The organism is Streptomyces sp. NPDC025793, from assembly GCF_055558375.1.
In genome coordinates, this window is sequence record NZ_JBVHMR010000017.1 from 91,353 (window position 1) to 107,655 (window position 16,303).

Here is a 16,303-nt window from a genome sequence, read left to right on the forward strand (position 1 = left end):
TGAGAGGGGGCTGGCGACCGCTTGATGCGCGTTAATGCGGTGTTACGGCGTTACGCCCAGAGCTGGCCCTGGAGCGTCTCGATGGCCTCCTCGGTGGTGGCCGCCGTGTAGACGCCGGTGGACAGGTACTTCCAGCCGCCGTCGGCCACGATGAAGACGATGTCGGCGGACTCCCCCGCCTTGACCGCCTTGCGGCCCACGCCGATCGCCGCGTGCAGGGCGGCGCCGGTGGAGACGCCCGCGAAGATGCCCTCCTGCTGGAGGAGTTCACGGGTGCGGGTGACCGCGTCGGCCGAGCCGACCGAGAAGCGGGTGGTGAGGACCGAGGCGTCGTACAGCTCCGGTACGAAGCCCTCGTCGAGGTTCCTGAGGCCGTAGACGAGGTCGTCGTAGCGCGGTTCGGCGGCGACGATCTGGATGCCCGGCCGGTGCTCGCGCAGGTAGCGGCCGACGCCCATCAGGGTGCCGGTGGTGCCGAGGCCCGCGACGAAGTGCGTGATCGACGGCAGGTCGGCGAGGATCTCCGGGCCCGTCGTGGCGTAGTGGGCGCCGGCGTTGTCCGGGTTGCCGTACTGGTAGAGCATCACCCAGTCGGGGTGCTCGGCGGCCAGTTCCTTGGCCACGCGCACGGCGGTGTTGGAGCCGCCCGCCGCCGGCGAGGAGATGATCTCGGCGCCCCACATGCCGAGCAGGTCCCGGCGCTCCTGCGAGGTGTTCTCGGGCATCACGCACACCATGCGGTAGCCCTTGAGCTTGGCGGCCATGGCCAGCGAGATGCCGGTGTTGCCGGAGGTGGGCTCCAGGATCGTGCAGCCCGGGGTCAGCCGGCCGTCCTTCTCCGCCTGCTCGATCATGTGCAGCGCGGGGCGGTCCTTGACCGAGCCGGTGGGGTTGCGGTCCTCCAGCTTGGCCCAGATCCGGACGTCGGCGGACGGCGAGAGCCGCGGCAGGCGCACCAAGGGGGTGTTGCCCACCGCGGCCAGCGGGGAGTCGTAGCGCATCGCTGCTCAGCGACCGATCAGCGCATGCCGCCGGCGACGGCCGGCAGGATCGTCACGGTGTCGCCGTCGGACAGCTTGGTGTTGATGCCGTCCACGAAACGGACGTCCTCGTCGTTCAGGTACACGTTGACGAAGCGGCGCAGCTGGCCGTTGTCCACGATGCGGGCCTCGACGCCCGCGTGCCGGGTCTCGAGGTCGGCGAACAGCTCGGCGAGGGTGTTCCCCTTGCCCTCCACCGCCTTCTCACCGTTGGTGTACGTGCGGAGGATGGTCGGGATGCGGACCTCGATGGCCATGGTTGCGGGCTCCTGTCGGAAAGGGTCGGAAAGTGGGCGCACGGCGTAGCGCGCCGTGGCTCACGGCCGTACGGCGGCGGGAAACGTCAACAGATGGCGCTGTTCAGCCTGCACAGATCGACGTGCAGCCGCGCCACGAGCAGCATGCCCGGCGCTTTCTCGCTCACGTCGTTCAGAACCATGCGCTCATCGTAACGATTCCCGGTCCGGGTCCCGGAGTGTGATCCCGCATGCCGGACGCATTTCGTCCGACGACTGAGATCAGTAGGCCTCCACGACCGTGACCTCCTCCTCCGTGACCTCGCCGTCCACGATCCGGAAGGAACGGAACTGGAAATCGCCGAGGCCGTCGGTGTCGGCGGTGGAGACGAGGACGTAGTGGGCGCCGGGTTCGTTGGCGTAGGAGATGTCGGTGCGCGAGGGGTGGGCCTCGGTGGCGGTGTGGGAGTGGTAGATGACCACCGGCTCCTCGTCGCGGTCGTCCATCTCGCGGTAGAGCTTGAGCAGATCGCCCGAGTCGAACTCGTAGAACGTGGGCGACATCGCCGCGTTCAGCATGGGGACGAAGCGCTCGGGACGGTCCGAGCCCGCCGGGCCCGCCACGACGCCGCACGCCTCGTCGGGGTGGTCCTTGCGCGCGTGGGCGACGATCTGGTCGACGAGGGCCTGGGTGATGGTCAGCATGCTGGCCAGAATAAGCGGAGCGCGCGAAGCGCTCGTTTGGGGTGGTGGTGGGAGACGGGCGGGAAAGCAGAAGGGCCGTTCCGTACCGAGGGATGGTACGGAACGGCCCATATGCCGGACGTCCCGGGGAGGAGGTCAGCGCTTGACGAAGGCCGCGGCCTGCGGGTTGCGGCGCCTGAGCACCCAGTAGGAGACGCCGAGGATCGCGGCCCACAGCGGAGCACAGTACAGCGACACCCGGGCGTCCTTGTCGATACCCATGAGCACGATCACCATGAAGATGAACGCGAGCGCGGCGTAGCTGGTGTACGGCGCCCACGGCGCGCGGAACTCGCTCTGCGGCAGCAGTCCGCGGTCGGCCTTCGTCCGGTAGCGGATCTGGCAGATCAGAATGACGATCCAGGCCCACATACCGGAGATGGTCGCGAAGGAGACGACGTAGTCGAACGCCTTGCCCGGCCACTGGTAGTTGATCCAGACGCCGACGAGCATCAGCGCGGCGGAGAACGTGGTGCCGACGAGCGGGGTGCCGCTGCGCGTCAGCCGGGTGAACGCCTGGGGTCCCTGGCCGTTCTGCGCCAGGTCGCGCAGCATGCGGCCAGTGGAGTACATGCCGGAGTTGCAGGAGGAGAGCGCGGCCGTCAGGACGACGAAGTTCACGATGCCGGCGCCGACGGACAGGCCCATCTTCTGGAACGCGGCCACGAAGGGGCTCACGCCCGGGTGGAACTCGGTCCACGGCACCACCGACAGGATCATGATCAGCGCGCCGACGTAGAAGACGGCGATGCGCCAGGGCACGGTGTTGATCGCCTTGGGCAGGACCTTCTTCGGGTCCTTGGACTCGCCCGCGGTCACCCCGACCAGCTCGACGGCGAGGAAGGCGAACATGACCATCTGGAGGGTCATCAGGGTGCTGCCGACGCCGTGCGGGAAGAAGCCGCCGTCGTTCCACAGGTGGCTGACGGAGGCGGTCCTGCCCGCGTCGGAGAAGCCGACGGTGAGGATGCCGACGCAGATCAGGATCATGCCGATGATCGCGGTGACCTTGACCATGGAGAACCAGAACTCCAGCTCGCCGAAGAGCTTCACGGAGATCAGGTTGGCGGCGTAGAGCACGATCGTGAAGATCAGGGCCGAGACCCACTGCGGGATCGCGAACCAGTACGTCATGTAGGCGGCCGCGGCGGTGACCTCGGTGATGCCGGTGACCACCCAGAACAGCCAGTACGTCCAGCCGGTGACGAAGCCCGCGAAGGGGCCGATGAACTCGCGCGCGTACTCCGAGAACGAACCCGACACCGGGCGGTACATCAGCAGTTCGCCGAGTGCCCGCATGATCAGGAAGATGACGAGGCCCGCGACGGCGTACGCCAGGATCAGACTCGGGCCGGCCTTGGAGATGCCCTTGCCCGCGCCGAGGAACAGGCCGGTGCCGATGGCACCGCCGATGGCGATCATCTGGATCTGCCGGGCCCCGAGCCCGCGCTGATACCCCTCGCCGCCCTCGCCGTCCCGCACGGCCTCATTGCCGTCGTGATGCTGATCGACCTGCGCTGAGGTCATGTGTGGTGCGCCTTTCTCCATGCCGAACCGCGGCCCCTCGTCGGCCTCGGATCGGGTTTCGATCCCCCCGGATTGATGGAGTTGTGCCTGGCCGACGGTCGTCGGCTCGGTGGCGCACCCGGCCCGACATGGGTGGCGTCGGCCGGGCGGTCGTGAAGATTTATCACGGCCGCAATATTGATTGCAGGGGCGCGTTGTGGCGCACCACACAGGAAAAAGCGGACAAAGAACGGCCAAATGCGGCATAACCGGCCGCAATGGTAACGGGATCGTTATCCGGATTTGAGCGTCCGCTGAGCGAACACGAGAGCGGGCATATCAGGGCATCAGGGTCGTCACGAGGGTCTCCTGGAGGCCGCCGAGCCACAGGTAGGCCATCACCATCGGCTTGCGCGGGTCCTCGTCCGGGAGCCGGTAGAGCAGGTCGGTGTCGTCCTCGTCGGTGATCTCCAGCCGGGAGCCGATCGCGAGGCGCAGGTCGTTCAGGGCGCCGAGCCACTGCCTCGACTCCTGCGGCGCCAGCTTCAGCACCGCCCCGCCCTCGCCCACCGGGGCGAGCGCGTCGAGGGCGCGGATCACCGCGAGGGCGTTCTCCCGCTTGCCGGCCCGCAGGTCGTTCTCGGTGTAGCGGCGGAACTCGGCGGAGTGGGCCCGGCGTTCCTCGGCCTCGGCGGGCGAGTCCGGGACCTTCTCGGGGTCGCTGTAGGCGTCCGGGAAGAGCCGGCGCAGCACCGGGTCGGCGGGCGGCTCGCTGGGCCCTTCCGCGAACAGCTCGGCGAGCGGGTCCTCGGGGGCCTCGGCGCCGGGGCCGGGGCCGATCAGCTCCAGGAGCTGGACGGCCAGCGACCGGATGATGGAGATCTCGACGTCGTCGAGCGCGACGGCCGCGCCGCCGCCGGGAAGCGGTTCGAAATGTCCGGGCATCTGAAGGGGTTCGCTACTTCCGGTCCTGCTGGAGGGTGGCCCACAGACCGTATCCGTGCATCGCCTGCACATCGCGCTCCATCTCCTCGCGCGTGCCGCTGGAGACGACCGCCCGGCCCTTGTGGTGGACGTCGAGCATGAGCTTGGTGGCCTTGTCCTTGGTGTAGCCGAAGTACGACTGGAAGACGTACGTCACATAGCTCATGAGGTTGACCGGGTCGTTGTGCACGATCGTGACCCAGGGGACGTCGGGCTCGGGTACGGCGAAGACCTCCTCCGCCGACTCGGTGCGTTCGATCTCTACGGGCGCGGGTGACGTCACAGTGCCCATGCTGCCACGGCGAGGAAAAATCGTCACACCGACGAAAAGGGGTGTAGCATCCATGGCCATGAACACAGCGGACCTTGGGCTGCCGGTGGACGTTCCCTCGACGGCGCTCTTCACCGACCAGTACGAGCTGACCATGCTCCAGGCGGCTCTGAAGGCCGGTACGGCCGAACGGCGGAGCGTGTTCGAGGTCTTCACCCGGCGGCTGCCGCACGGGCGCCGCTACGGCGTGGTGGCGGGCACCGGACGCGTCCTGGACGCGGTGGAGAACTTCCGCTTCGACCCGGACGTCCTCGGCTTCCTGCGGGAGCGGAACATCGTCGACGAGCGGACCCTGGCCTGGCTCGCCGACTACCGCTTCAGCGGTGACGTGTGGGGCTACCCCGAGGGCGAGGTGTACTTCCCCGGCTCCCCGCTGCTGCGGGTCGAGGGCACCTTCGCCGAGTGCGTGCTGCTGGAGACGGTGATCCTCTCCATCCTCAACCACGACTCCGCCATCGCCGCGGCCGCCTCCCGGATGGCCTCGGCCGCCGGGGACCGCCCGCTGATCGAGATGGGCGCCCGGCGCACCCACGAGCTGGCGGCGGTGGCCGCGGCCCGGGCGGCGTACGTCGGCGGCTTCGCCACCACCTCCGACCTGGCGGCCGGCTTCCGCTACGGCATCCCGACGGTCGGCACCTCGGCCCATGCCTTCACCCTCCTGCACGACCATGAGCGCGACGCCTTCCGGGCCCAGGTCGACACCCTCGGCCGGGGCACCACGCTGCTCGTGGACACGTACGACGTCGCCGAGGCCGTCCGTACGGCCGTGGAGGTGGCCGGACCCGAGCTGGGCGCGGTCCGCATCGACTCCGGTGACCTGCTGCTCGTCGCGCACCGGGTGCGCCAGCAGCTGGACGAGCTGGGGGCGGCCGACACCAAGATCGTCGTCACGTCCGACCTGGACGAGTACGCCATCGCCTCCCTCGCCGCCGCTCCCGTGGACGCGTACGGCGTCGGCACCCAGCTGGTGACCGGCTCCGGGCACCCGACCTGCTCCATGGTCTACAAGCTGGTCGCGCGCGCCGAGTCCGGCGACCCGAAGGCGCCGCTGGTGCCGGTCGCGAAGAAGTCCAGCGGCGGCAAGACCTCCATCGGCGGCCGCAAGTGGGCGGCGCGCCGGCTCGACGCGGACGGGGTCGCCGAGGCCGAGGTCGTCGGCACGGGCCCGGTGCCGCCGGAGCTCGCGGACCGGCAGCTGCTGGTGCAGCTGATCAAGGGCGGGGACGTGCTGGGCCGCGAGCCGCTGGACGTCCCCCGCAGCCGGCACATCGCCGCCCGCGCGAATCTCCCGCTCTCCGCCACACAGCTCTCCCGAGGGGAACCCGTCCTTCCGACGGAGTACCTGACGGAGCGCTCGGGTAGCTAGGCCCTGTCGTGGAGCGGGACCCGCCCGTCCGCCTCTCGTCCGCCCCCTCCCGTCCGGGCCCGGAAGTCTCTAGGCTCGGTTGATTAACCGACAGTCGAAGGACACCCACCATGCGCCGCGCCTTGATCGTCGTAGATGTGCAGAACGACTTCTGCGAGGGGGGCAGCCTCGCGGTGTCCGGCGGCGCCGACGTCGCCGCCGCGATCACGGAGCTGATCGGCCAGGCGGCCGGGAGCGGATACCGGCACGTGGTCGCCACCCGCGACCTCCACATCGCCCCCGGCGGCCACTTCGCCGACGACCCCGACTACGTCCGCTCCTGGCCCGCGCACTGCGTCGCGGGCACGGAGGGCGTCGGCTTCCACCCGAACTTCGCCCCGGCCGTCGCCTCCGGGGCGATCGACGCGGTCTTCGACAAGGGCGCGTACTCGGCGGCCTACAGCGGCTTCGAGGGCAGGGACGAGAACGGCGTCCCCCTGGCGGACTGGCTGCGCGAGCGCGCCGTCGACGAGGTCGACGTGGTCGGCATAGCGACCGACCACTGCGTCCGCGCCACCGCCCTGGACGCCGCCCGCGAGGGCTTTCGCACCCAGGTCCTGCTGGACCTCACGGCGGGCGTCGCCGCGGAGACGACGGAGCGCGCGCTGGAGGAGCTGCGGGAGGCGGGCGTGGAGCTGACGGGCAAGCCGGTCGTCAGCGGCTAGACCCCGCTCCCCCGCACGGCTACGCCACCGCCGATCTGCGAAGAAGTGCCCTGATCGGGTGCCACAGCTCGGTCACGATGACACCGTTGTCGGTGGGAGCCGTCCGCCATATCAGGCCGTCGGGGTGGTGCAGGACCGCCGTGATCTCGTCCGGGGTCGGCGGGGCGCCGTTGCCCCGCAGATAGATCGCGCGCAACCCCAGGTTGCGCAGCCTGGTCAGGGCGCGCGCCCGGTTCTGGGCGTGCACGAGTACGCGCACCCCGGCGGAGTCGTAGGGCAGGTTGAGTGCCACCACGACCGTGCCGTTCGGCAGCTTGGTGAAGCCTCCAGCGGCCATGCCGTCAGATCCCCGTTCCGGTCGGTGTCAATAAGCGGTCCACAGGACGCACCTAAACACGATCGGCGGCAACCCGCCAAGGGTTTGCCGCCGATACGCGTCTGACCTGCACAAATGCCGACTACTTCATCGCGGGACCGACTTCCAGCTCGATCGTCGAGCCGTTTCGGGCCTGCTTGGTGATCTTTATCCTGGTGTTGGTGTCAGTGACCTTGACACCGCCGGTCGGGTTCGCCGGGTCGTAGTAGGTGCCGGCGTGGTCGTCGAAGACCGGCACCCCCTTCTGCGACTTGATCTTGGTCGCGACGCCGGACCGGTGCAGCGTGATCGCGTCCGTCGGCTCCAGCGTGAAGGTGGAGTCGTAGGCCTGCATCCGGTTGCGCAGCAGCGTGCCGTCGGACCAGCGCAGCGCCTTCGGGTGGGCGTCGACCGGCAGGATCAGCCCGGTGCCCGGGTGGGCGTTCGCGTTGGTGTTGTTGTCCGCCTGGGAGGTGTCCCACTTCCAGATCAGCAGACCGTTCTGGTACGGGTAGTGCTCCACCCAGTCGGGGCGGCCGGTGTTCTGGTAACCGAAGTTGTACGGGCCGGACTTGAGGGTCCTGTCGTACGACACGTACTGCCGGTTCTCGGCGAGGTAGTACTGCTTGTAGTCCTTGGTGAAGGACGCGCCGATGCGGGAGAAGCCGGAGGCGGTCCAACCGGCGTCCGCGGACTCGGCGTTGTCGGAGAACAGCGGCGCCCCGTCCGCCGCGACCGTGATCTCGTCCGCCGCGAAGCCCTTCAACGCCACGCCGCCGTCGGTCTGGTAGCGGAAGCGCAGGTCGATCTTCTTGCCCGCGTAGGCGTCGAGCGAGTACGACAGCTTCTTGTACGCGTCGGTCGTGCCGGTCAGCGCGGGCTTGCCGGAGCCGTCGCGCGGGACGGCCCGGCCGTCCACCGTGCCGTCCAGGGCGGTCCAGTCGGCGCCGCCGTCGGTGGACACCTCGGTGTAGAGGTAGTCGTAGCCGTTCTCGATGTCGTACCAGCCGTCCAGGCTCAGGGTGGCCGAGGCCTTGCCGGTGAGGTCGACGGAACGGGTCAGCGTGTTCTTGAGGTTGTCGCCGCTGCCGCTCCACCACTGGGAGGCGCCCTGCGCCGGGGTGACGACCTCGGTCGTGACCGCCTTGTCCGGCAGTGAGACGACCACCGCCTGACGGTACTTGGTGTTGTACTCGGCGTAGCCCAGCTTGTGCCAGGAGGAGACGCCGGACTTGGCGGTGTCGTAGTTCAGCCAGCCCAGCTGGAGCTTGTCCCAGGCGTTCAGGTCGCCGGGCAGGTCGCCGATGGCCTCCCTGCCGGTGCCGAGCCAGGAGCCGGAGGACATCAGGGTCCAGAAGCCGGTGGAGTTGTCGCCGCCCGCGGTGTCGTACTCGTCGGGCAGCCCGAGGTCGTGGCCGTACTCGTGCGCGAAGACGCCGAGGCCGCCGTTCTCCGGCTGGATGGTGTAGTCGCCGACCCAGATGCCGGTGTCGCCGACCTGGGCCCCGCCGAGCTTGTTGCCCGCCGGGCCGGTCGCGCCCGCGTCGGTGCCGAAGGCGTACCAGCGGTGGGCCCAGATCGCGTCGGTGCCCTGGGCGCCGCCGCCCGCGGACTCGTCCTCGCCGGCGTGCACGATCTGGAAGTGGTCGACGTAGCCGTCGGGCTCGTTGAAGTTCCCGTCGCCGTCGTGGTCGTAGCGGTCCCACTGGTCGTACTGGGCGAGGTCCTTCTTGATGTCGGCGTCCGACTTCCCGGCCGCCTTCGCCCCCGCGACCCAGGCGTTCAGACCGTCGCTGACCACGTTCCACACGCTCGGGCAGTTGGTGGAGCCGCAGGCGTTGTTGCCGTAACGGGCCTCGTTGTAGGGGACCTTGACCCAGTCCGCGACCTCGCCGTCGACCGAGTAGCGGCCCGAGGACTGCTTCTCGTAGTACTTCTTCAGCGACTCGGTCGTCCTGCCGGTGCCGAAGTAGAGGTCCTGGTAGTGCTTCCGGTCGTAATCCGCCTGCCAGGCCGTCGAGTTGTCCTTCGTACGGTCGGGGGCGGCGATCGTGTTGTGCAGCGGGCCCGCGGTGCCGCCGTACTTGGGGTCGGTCCGGTCCCCGAACTCCACCAGGATCGTGAAGATCTTGTCGGTCTTCTCGCGGCTCAGCTCGACGTACTTGCCGTCGCCCTTCTTGCCCCCCAGTTCCACGACCTTGGAGCCGTCACGGTCCTTCGCCTTGGCCTTGCCCGCGATCAGCTGGTTCAGGGCCTCCTGGCGCTGAGCCCTCTGCGTCTTGCTGAGCGGGCCGTCGAGGTCGTGCGCCTGCTGCTTCACCGGGGCCGGGTCGTGCCGGTGGGCGGCGGCGGTGCGGTCCGGCCGGGTGGCGGCCTCCGCGACGGCGAAGGTGGCGAACGTGGCGGAGGCCGCCGCCAGCGTCACGCCGATCGCGGCCGCTCTGAACGTCCAGGATCTGCTGGTCACTTGAGTTCCTCCCCTGCGTCTGTCCGACGCATGTCAAGTGACGTAATTTGACTAGAGGTTTAGAAGAAAAGACAGATCTTGACTCGCTCAGGCCGTGTGCACTATGCGGAGCTGACGTTCGCTTTACGCACCTGCAAGCGGACTATGCCTCCACCCCATGACTCCGTGCGCCCCCTGTGCACCGATACCGTGGGTTAGGTCACGCTTACCAGCCGTCCCGCTCGGGCATGCACGCGGAGAGAGTCGAACGGCACCCCACCTGTTCCCCCGACAATCCCCCGAAGACTTCCGAGGACACGATTGCCATGCCTCGTCCGACCGCCGCACAGCTCGCCTACGGTTCCTGCACCGTGATCTTCTCGACGCTCGCCATGCTGCTGCTGTCCCAGACGAGTTCGGGCCTCGGGATCACCGTCATCGCCCTCGCGGCCCTGGCCCTCGGACTGCTCGTCGCGATGACGGTGCCGCTGCCGAAGGCCCGCGCGGCCGTGGCACCGGCCGACCCCGTCGAGCCCGCGCCCCAGGAAGAGCCGGTCTCCCTGTGAGGGACGGACCCGAGAGCGGCGGGCTCGTGACAGCTCACGGACCCGCCGCTCTCGTGTCGTGTCCACCGCACCCGGTCACGGCACCCCGTCAACCCGTGCTGACCACCACCGTCTTGGCCGCCTTGTCGTGCAGGCCCTGCTTGTACGGCTTGTCGAAGTAGCTCCAGCCGCCGCAGATCGCGGTCCAGACGCAGGCGCAGCAGAACGCGAACGGCACCCACAGCACCAGGGAGCGGATCAGCATCGTCTGCACGGACGGGGTGGCACCGTCGTCCAGGTTCGCCACCCGCATGCCGAGCCACTTCTTGCCGAGGGTCTGGCCGTACTTGCTCATCGTGAAGGTGTCGTACGCGATGTAGAGCACGGCGCCGATGAACGACTGCCCGACGGACTTGCCGACCTCGACGTGATCGCCGTTGATGTTGTACTCGCGCACCCCGAACGCCCAGGTGAGCAGCCAGACGACGATGCCGACGAGGATCATGTCGAGGATCCGCGCGAGGGTGCGCCGGGCGCTGTCGGCCAGCGGGGGCATGCCGGCCAGCGGGTCGGCGGGGTAGCCGCCGTAGGGGCCGCCGCCGTACGGTCCGCCGCCGGGCGGCGGGGGCGGCTGGGCACCACCGTACGGGGTGTCGTACGGCGAGCCCGGCCCCTGGTCCGACGGGGGCCGCTTCCTGAACGGGTCGTCCTCGGGGGGCTGCTCTCCGGAGCCGGGGGGCGGTTCGCTGCTCATGGCCCGAGTGGATCGCGAACACCCCGGCTCCGCACCCGGCGGGCGGCCGTACGGAGTAGCCCCTCGCGTACGCCGGCCGGTACGTCAGCCGGCGACGAAGGTGTGCGCTGCCTTGTCGTGCCAGCACTGGTGCCAGGGCCGGTCGAACAGGCACCACAGCACGCCCACGATCCCGATGCCGAGCAACCCGGGGATGCTGTAGACGAGCCAGCGGCGCAGCGCCGGGCCGAAGGTCGGGGGCTCGTGGGCCTCGATGTCGCGCACCTCCAGGCCCAGCGCCCGCTTGCCCAGGGTGCGGCCCCACTTGGCGGTCGGCACCACCTCGTAGGCGACGCCGACGAGGAGGAGGACGGCGAGCACGATGCCGAGGCTGGTGGCGGTCGTGTCGTCGAGCAGCCAGACGGTGACCTCACGGCCGGACAGCCTGGCCGCGTCGATCTTCTGCTGGACATGGTCGGCGGCGCGCAGGCCGAGCGGTACGGCGGCGGTGGCCGTCACGGCGAGCACGATCAGGGTGTCGATCAGCCGGGCCGCGAGCCGCTTGCCGACTCCGGCGGGCCGGGCCGCGGCCTGGCGGCGCGCGGCCGCCTGGAAGACGTCCTCCACCGGCGGCTTCCACGGCGTCATGGGCTGCTCGTCCCCGCCGCCGGCCAGCTGGTGCACCTGCTGCGCCCAGGAGGCCTGGCCGCCGCCCGGCCCGCTGGTCAGCGGGGTGCCGGGGCCCCCGGCGGGAGCACCGCCCTGCGCCGGCACCGAGGGGGCGACGGCGGCGGGCGCCTGGGCCTGCTGGGCAGCCTGGGGCGGCTGCGGCGGCTGAGCGGCCGCGGCACGCGCGGCGGCGGCCTTGCCCGCGCCGAATCCGGGGCCCGCGGCCTGAGAAGGCGCGGCGTCGGGCGGGGTGGCCCGGCCGACGGGCCCCTGCGGGCCGAAGCCGCCCGGGGCGCCGGCGGAGTTCGCCGTACCGGCGCCGGGCCCGGCCTGGCCCGGCACGAAGCCCGTACCCGGCCGGCCGGCGGCGGGCGCTCCGGGGCCGGAGCTCTGCGGGCCGGGGGCTTGCGGGCCAGGGGTCTGCGGGCCGAAACCGGAGCCCGCCCCGGCGTCCGGAGCGGCGGCCGGCCGGTCGCCCGGCCGGCCCTGGCCCGGTACCGGGCGGAACGTCATCGTGCCCTCGTCCCTGACCGCGGCGGGGCCGGGGACCGGGCGGCGGAAGATGAAGGTGCCGCCGGGGTCCGGGCCGTCGTCCTGCGCCGGCGGGTTCGAGGCCGCGTCGGTACGGCCGCCCGGCCCGCCCTGCCCCGCCGCCGGGATCCTGGGATCGGCACCCCACGGGGTACGCCCGTCACCGGCGCCCGCCCGGCCCTGCGCCCCGCCCGCACCATCGCGCTGCCCCTGCTGCTGCCCGGTGGGCGCGGGCTGGGGGTCCTCGTCGAAGAAGTGCGGCCCCGTCTCCTCCACGGCCGGGGCCGGGGTCACCGGGCGGACGCCCGGGGGCGGGGTGAGCGGCTCACCGTCCTGCGGCGCCGGGCGGCTGGTGCCGGGCACCCAGGAGGCGCCGTTCCAGTACCGGACGTAGCCGGGGATGGACGGGTCCGGGTAGTAACCCTCGCGGGGCCTGTCGTCACCTGGGGCCGGGGTTGGGGCGCTCATGTCCGTCGTCCCGTATCTGCTCGGGGGTGTGCTGAAGGCTCCACATCTATCAGACCGGGGCGGCCCGCAGCGCCAGTCCCGCCCGACCGAACCCCTTCCGGGCAACGCCGGACCCGGCTCTCACAGATCCCCGGAAAGAATTTCCCAGAACCCGCGTAATGGCGCGGCCCCTGCCCTCTCTCCCCCGGTGCGGGCCCGTTCCGAGGCCCCCCGGCAAGAGACGAAGGGCAACGTCATGCATCACACCGTGGTGGAGCGGGAGCTGGAGCTGAAGCTCATCCTGTCGCCGGAGCGCAGCATCCCGGTCCCGGCCCGGCTCGCCTACCGCTCCGACGATCCGTACGCCGTCCACATCACCTTCCACATCAACTCCGAGTCCCCGGTCAACTGGACGTTCGCCCGCGATCTGCTGGTGGAGGGGGTGTTCCGGCCATGCGGGCAGGGGGACGTGCGGGTGTGGCCGACGAAGGCCGACGGGCGCAGCGTCGTGCTGATCGCGCTCAGCTCGCCGGACGGGGACGCGCTGCTGGAGGCGCCGATCCCGCAGGTGTCGGCGTGGCTGGAGCGGACCCTGACAGCGGTGCCGCCGGGGACGGAGGGCGAGCAGCTGGGCATCGACGACGCCCTCGACCAGCTGCTCGCCCGGTGAGCCCGGCGAACCCGGCCGGCCCGGCCGGCCGACGGGGCACCGGGGGCTCAGAACAGCTTGCCCGGGTTGAGGATGCCCAGCGGGTCGAAGGCGTGCTTCACCGCGCGCTGCATCTCCACCCCGACCGGGCCGATCTCCCGGGCCAGCCACTCCTTCTTCAGTACGCCGACGCCGTGTTCGCCGGTGATGGTGCCGCCCAGCTCCAGGCCGAGGGCCATGATCTCGTCGAAGGACGCGCGGGCCCGCCGGGACTCGTCCTCGTCCTGGGCGTCGAAGCAGACGGTGGGGTGGGTGTTGCCGTCGCCGGCGTGCGCGCAGACGCCGATGGTCAGGTCGTACGTGGCGGCGATCCGCTCGACGCCTTCGAGCATCGCGCCCAGCCGGGAGCGGGGCACGCACACGTCGTCGATCATCGTCGTGCCCTTGACCGCCTCCAGCGCGGTCAGCGAGAGCCGCCGGGCCTTCAGGAGGAGTTCGGACTCGGCGGCGTCCTCGGCCGGGACGACCTCGGTGGCGCCGGCGGCCTCGCACAGGGCGCCGAGGGCGGCGAGGTCGGCGGCCGGGTCCGGGGTGTCGAAGGCGGCCAGCAGCAGCGCCTCGGTGGTCTCCGGCAGACCCATGTGGGCGAGGTCGTTGACCGCCTTGACGGTCGTCCGGTCCATCAGTTCGAGGAGGGAGGGGACGTGGCCTGCCTCCATGATCCGGCAGACGGCGTCGCAGGCCGCCGCGGCGGAGGGGAACTCGGCGGCCAGCACCAGCTGCCGCGGCGGCTTCGGCTTCAGCGCGAGGACGGCCCGGACGACGATGCCGAGGGAGCCCTCGGAGCCGACGAAGAGCCGGGTGAGGTCGTAGCCGGCGACGCCCTTCGCCGTGCGGCGGCCGGTGGACATCAAGCGGCCGTCGGCCAGCACCACGTCCAGCCCGAGCACGTACTCGGCCGTGACGCCGTACTTCACACAGCACAGGCCGCCGGAGGCCGTGCCGATGTTGCCGCCGATGGTGCACATCTCCCAGCTGGAGGGGTCCGGCGGGTAGTACAGGCCGTGTTCCTCGACCGCGCGGGAGAGCGTGGCGTTGACGACGCCCGGCTCGACCACCGCGATCCGGTCGACGGGACTGATCTCCAGGATCCGGTCCATCCGGGTGAGGGACAGCACGACGCAGCCGTCGGTGGCGTTCGCGGCGCCGGACAGACCGGAGCGGGCGCCCTGCGGGACGACGGGGACGCGCAGCTCGGTCGCGACACGCATGACGTGCTGCACCTGTTCGACGGTGCGGGGCAGGACGACGACGGCGGGGGCGCCGGCCGGGCAGAAGCTCGCCATGTCGCGGGCGTAGGACGCGGTGACGTCGGGGTCGGTCAGGACGGCCTCTGCGGGCAGGCCGGCCAGGAGCCGGTCGGTGAGGTTGCTCGTCTCTGCGGTGTCTTCGGAGCGAGGGGCTTCGCTACGGCTCATGATCACAGCGTGACACTCACGGCCATCGGTGTGAACCCCGTCCCGACCTCCCTTGGGCCGCCCGGATGTGCTCGTCGTACTGACGCACAGTGAGCGCCATGGACAACCGACTGACCATGCCGGGTACGTGCCGGGTGTTGTTGCTGGCTCTGCCGGCGGCCGGTGCCGCCGTGGCCGCGGTGCTGACGCTGCTGCCGCAGGAGCGGCCGCACACGGTGGTCCGGGCGCCGGCGCGGGCGGCGCTGCGGGTGCTGACCGGCGTACCCGACCAGCACCCGCAGGGGCGCCCTGTACGGGACTAGAGGTTGCCCCGCTTCTCCTGCTCGCGCTCGATCGCCTCGAACAGGGCCTTGAAGTTGCCCTTGCCGAAGCCCATCGAGCCGTGCCGCTCGATGATCTCGAAGAAGACCGTCGGACGGTCCTGGACCGGCTTGGTGAAGATCTGCAGCAGATAGCCGTCCTCGTCGCGGTCGGCGAGGATCTTCAGCTCGCGCAGGGTGTCGATCGGCACGCGGGTGTCACCGACCCACTCGCCGAGGGTGTCGTAGTAGGAGTCCGGGGTGCCGAGGAACTCGACGCCGGCCGCGCGCATGGTGCGCACGGTCTGCACGATGTCGTTGGTGTTCAGCGCGATGTGCTGGACGCCGGCGCCGCCGTAGAACTCCAGGTACTCGTCGATCTGGGACTTCTTCTTGGCGATGGCGGGCTCGTTGATCGGGAACTTGACCTTGAGCGTGCCGTCCGCGACCACCTTCGACATCAGCGCGCTGTACTCGGTGGCGATGTCGTCGCCCACGAACTCCTTCATGTTCGTGAAGCCCATGACCTTGTTGTAGAAGGCCACCCACTCGTCCATCCTGCCGAGCTCGACGTTGCCGACGCAGTGGTCGATGGCCTGGAAGGTGCGCTGGGCGGGCTGGGCGACCATCGGCCGGGCGGCGGCGTAGCCGGGCAGGTAGGGGCCGTCGTAGCCGGTGCGCTCGACGAGGGTGTGGCGGGTCTCGCCGTACGTGGCGATGGCGGCGAGGACGACGGTGCCGTGCTCGTCCTTCACCTCGTACGGCTCGGCGAGCGAGCGGGCGCCGTGCGCGACGGCGTAGGCGTGGGCGGCGCGGGCGTCCGGGACCTCGATGGCCAGGTCGATGACGCCGTCGCCGCGCTCGGCCACGTGCCGGGAGAGGAACTCGCCCCAGGGGGTGCTCGGCTTGATCACCGAGGTGAACACGAACCGGGCGGAGCCGTTCTCCAGCACGTAGCTGGCGGTCTCGCGGCTGCCGTTCTCCGGTCCGGAGTAGGCGACCAGCTTCATACCGAAGGCGGTGGAGTAGTAGTGCGCCGCCTGCTTGGCGTTGCCCACGGCGAAGACGACCGCGTCCATTCCCTTGACCGGGAAGGGATCGGCCTGCCGGGCGGTGTCGGGGGTCTGGTGTGTGGTCTGCGTCATGGCGGAAGCGTGGCCCCGCTCTGCAAGGTGCGCAATAGTTTGCGTATCCGCTGGGCAGTCTGTACAGCGGCACTGCCGTACCGGCGAGCTTTCTG

General features: G+C 70.6%; 18 protein-coding genes. 5 read left to right on the forward strand and 13 right to left on the reverse strand.

Annotation, left to right across the window (positions count from 1 at the left end):
• Positions 1-50: 50 nt before the first annotated feature.
• The 7 genes from ACZ4MF_RS29000 to clpS form a co-directional block, all read right to left on the reverse strand.
• Entirely contained in the window at positions 51-1,001 is a 951-nt protein-coding gene (locus ACZ4MF_RS29000; protein ID WP_356034123.1) for a PLP-dependent cysteine synthase family protein, read from the reverse strand.
• Positions 1,002-1,018: 17 nt separating this feature from the next.
• On the reverse strand, positions 1,019-1,297 hold the full coding sequence (locus ACZ4MF_RS29005) for a MoaD/ThiS family protein (RefSeq protein ID WP_356034121.1): 279 nt from the start codon (positions 1,295-1,297) through the stop codon (positions 1,019-1,021).
• Between the two features lie 86 nt (positions 1,298-1,383).
• The gene (locus ACZ4MF_RS29010; RefSeq protein ID WP_023550193.1) at positions 1,384-1,479 is read right to left on the reverse strand and encodes a putative leader peptide; all 96 of its coding nucleotides are present in this window, start codon (positions 1,477-1,479) and stop codon (positions 1,384-1,386) included.
• A gap of 79 nt (positions 1,480-1,558) precedes the next feature.
• Positions 1,559-1,981, reverse strand: a complete 423-nt coding sequence (locus ACZ4MF_RS29015; RefSeq protein WP_071383822.1) for a M67 family metallopeptidase — start codon at positions 1,979-1,981, stop codon at positions 1,559-1,561.
• Between the two features lie 135 nt (positions 1,982-2,116).
• Positions 2,117-3,547, reverse strand: a complete 1,431-nt coding sequence (locus tag ACZ4MF_RS29020; RefSeq protein WP_467494811.1) for an amino acid permease — start codon at positions 3,545-3,547, stop codon at positions 2,117-2,119.
• 318 nt (positions 3,548-3,865) lie between these two features.
• Positions 3,866-4,471, reverse strand: coding sequence for a DUF2017 domain-containing protein (locus ACZ4MF_RS29025; RefSeq protein WP_467494812.1), 606 nt, complete (start codon positions 4,469-4,471; stop codon positions 3,866-3,868).
• Positions 4,472-4,484: 13 nt separating this feature from the next.
• Entirely contained in the window at positions 4,485-4,802 is a 318-nt protein-coding gene (clpS, locus tag ACZ4MF_RS29030; protein WP_071372255.1) for an ATP-dependent Clp protease adapter ClpS, read from the reverse strand.
• A 58-nt stretch (positions 4,803-4,860) separates the two neighbouring features.
• Between clpS and ACZ4MF_RS29035 the strand changes: the two genes are divergently transcribed.
• A complete protein-coding gene (locus ACZ4MF_RS29035) occupies positions 4,861-6,207 on the forward strand; it encodes a nicotinate phosphoribosyltransferase (RefSeq protein WP_467494813.1) in 1,347 nt (448 codons plus the stop codon).
• Between the two features lie 110 nt (positions 6,208-6,317).
• Entirely contained in the window at positions 6,318-6,911 is a 594-nt protein-coding gene (locus tag ACZ4MF_RS29040; RefSeq protein ID WP_467494814.1) for a nicotinamidase, read from the forward strand.
• Positions 6,912-6,930: 19 nt separating this feature from the next.
• Here ACZ4MF_RS29040 and ACZ4MF_RS29045 read toward each other — a convergent pair whose 3' ends face one another.
• Together ACZ4MF_RS29045 and ACZ4MF_RS29050 are read right to left on the reverse strand one after the other, a co-directional pair.
• Complete coding sequence (locus tag ACZ4MF_RS29045) at positions 6,931-7,248, reverse strand: hypothetical protein (RefSeq protein WP_467494815.1); 318 nt, start codon at positions 7,246-7,248, stop codon at positions 6,931-6,933.
• 121 nt (positions 7,249-7,369) lie between these two features.
• Positions 7,370-9,733: an immune inhibitor A domain-containing protein gene (locus tag ACZ4MF_RS29050; RefSeq protein WP_467494816.1), complete on the reverse strand. Its 2,364-nt coding sequence runs from the start codon at positions 9,731-9,733 to the stop codon at positions 7,370-7,372.
• 305 nt (positions 9,734-10,038) lie between these two features.
• On the opposite strand from ACZ4MF_RS29050, the gene ACZ4MF_RS29055 reads away from it, so the two are divergent.
• Positions 10,039-10,278: a hypothetical protein gene (locus tag ACZ4MF_RS29055; RefSeq protein ID WP_071372259.1), complete on the forward strand. Its 240-nt coding sequence runs from the start codon at positions 10,039-10,041 to the stop codon at positions 10,276-10,278.
• A gap of 88 nt (positions 10,279-10,366) precedes the next feature.
• Here the strand turns inward: ACZ4MF_RS29055 and ACZ4MF_RS29060 are convergent, their stop codons facing one another.
• A complete protein-coding gene (locus ACZ4MF_RS29060; RefSeq protein ID WP_467494817.1) occupies positions 10,367-11,011 on the reverse strand; it encodes an RDD family protein in 645 nt (214 codons plus the stop codon).
• A gap of 84 nt (positions 11,012-11,095) precedes the next feature.
• Positions 11,096-12,658: an RDD family protein gene (locus ACZ4MF_RS29065; RefSeq protein ID WP_467494818.1), complete on the reverse strand. Its 1,563-nt coding sequence runs from the start codon at positions 12,656-12,658 to the stop codon at positions 11,096-11,098.
• Positions 12,659-12,893: 235 nt separating this feature from the next.
• Here ACZ4MF_RS29065 and ACZ4MF_RS29070 point away from each other — a divergent pair, with 235 nt between their 5' ends.
• Positions 12,894-13,307, forward strand: a complete 414-nt coding sequence (locus tag ACZ4MF_RS29070) for an SsgA family sporulation/cell division regulator (protein WP_467494819.1) — start codon at positions 12,894-12,896, stop codon at positions 13,305-13,307.
• Between the two features lie 47 nt (positions 13,308-13,354).
• Here the strand turns inward: ACZ4MF_RS29070 and ACZ4MF_RS29075 are convergent, their stop codons facing one another.
• Complete coding sequence (locus ACZ4MF_RS29075; RefSeq protein WP_467494820.1) at positions 13,355-14,770, reverse strand: FAD-binding oxidoreductase; 1,416 nt, start codon at positions 14,768-14,770, stop codon at positions 13,355-13,357.
• Between the two features lie 92 nt (positions 14,771-14,862).
• On the opposite strand from ACZ4MF_RS29075, the gene ACZ4MF_RS29080 reads away from it, so the two are divergent.
• Positions 14,863-15,066 carry a hypothetical protein gene (locus ACZ4MF_RS29080; protein WP_467494821.1) on the forward strand — a complete coding sequence of 68 codons (204 nt, stop codon included), beginning with the start codon at positions 14,863-14,865 and terminating at the stop codon, positions 15,064-15,066.
• Here the strand turns inward: ACZ4MF_RS29080 and hppD are convergent.
• Complete coding sequence (gene hppD / locus ACZ4MF_RS29085; RefSeq protein ID WP_467494822.1) at positions 15,063-16,208, reverse strand: 4-hydroxyphenylpyruvate dioxygenase; 1,146 nt, start codon at positions 16,206-16,208, stop codon at positions 15,063-15,065. The two genes, ACZ4MF_RS29080 and hppD, sit on opposite strands and share 4 nt — an antisense overlap.
• Positions 16,209-16,303 lie beyond the last annotated feature (95 nt).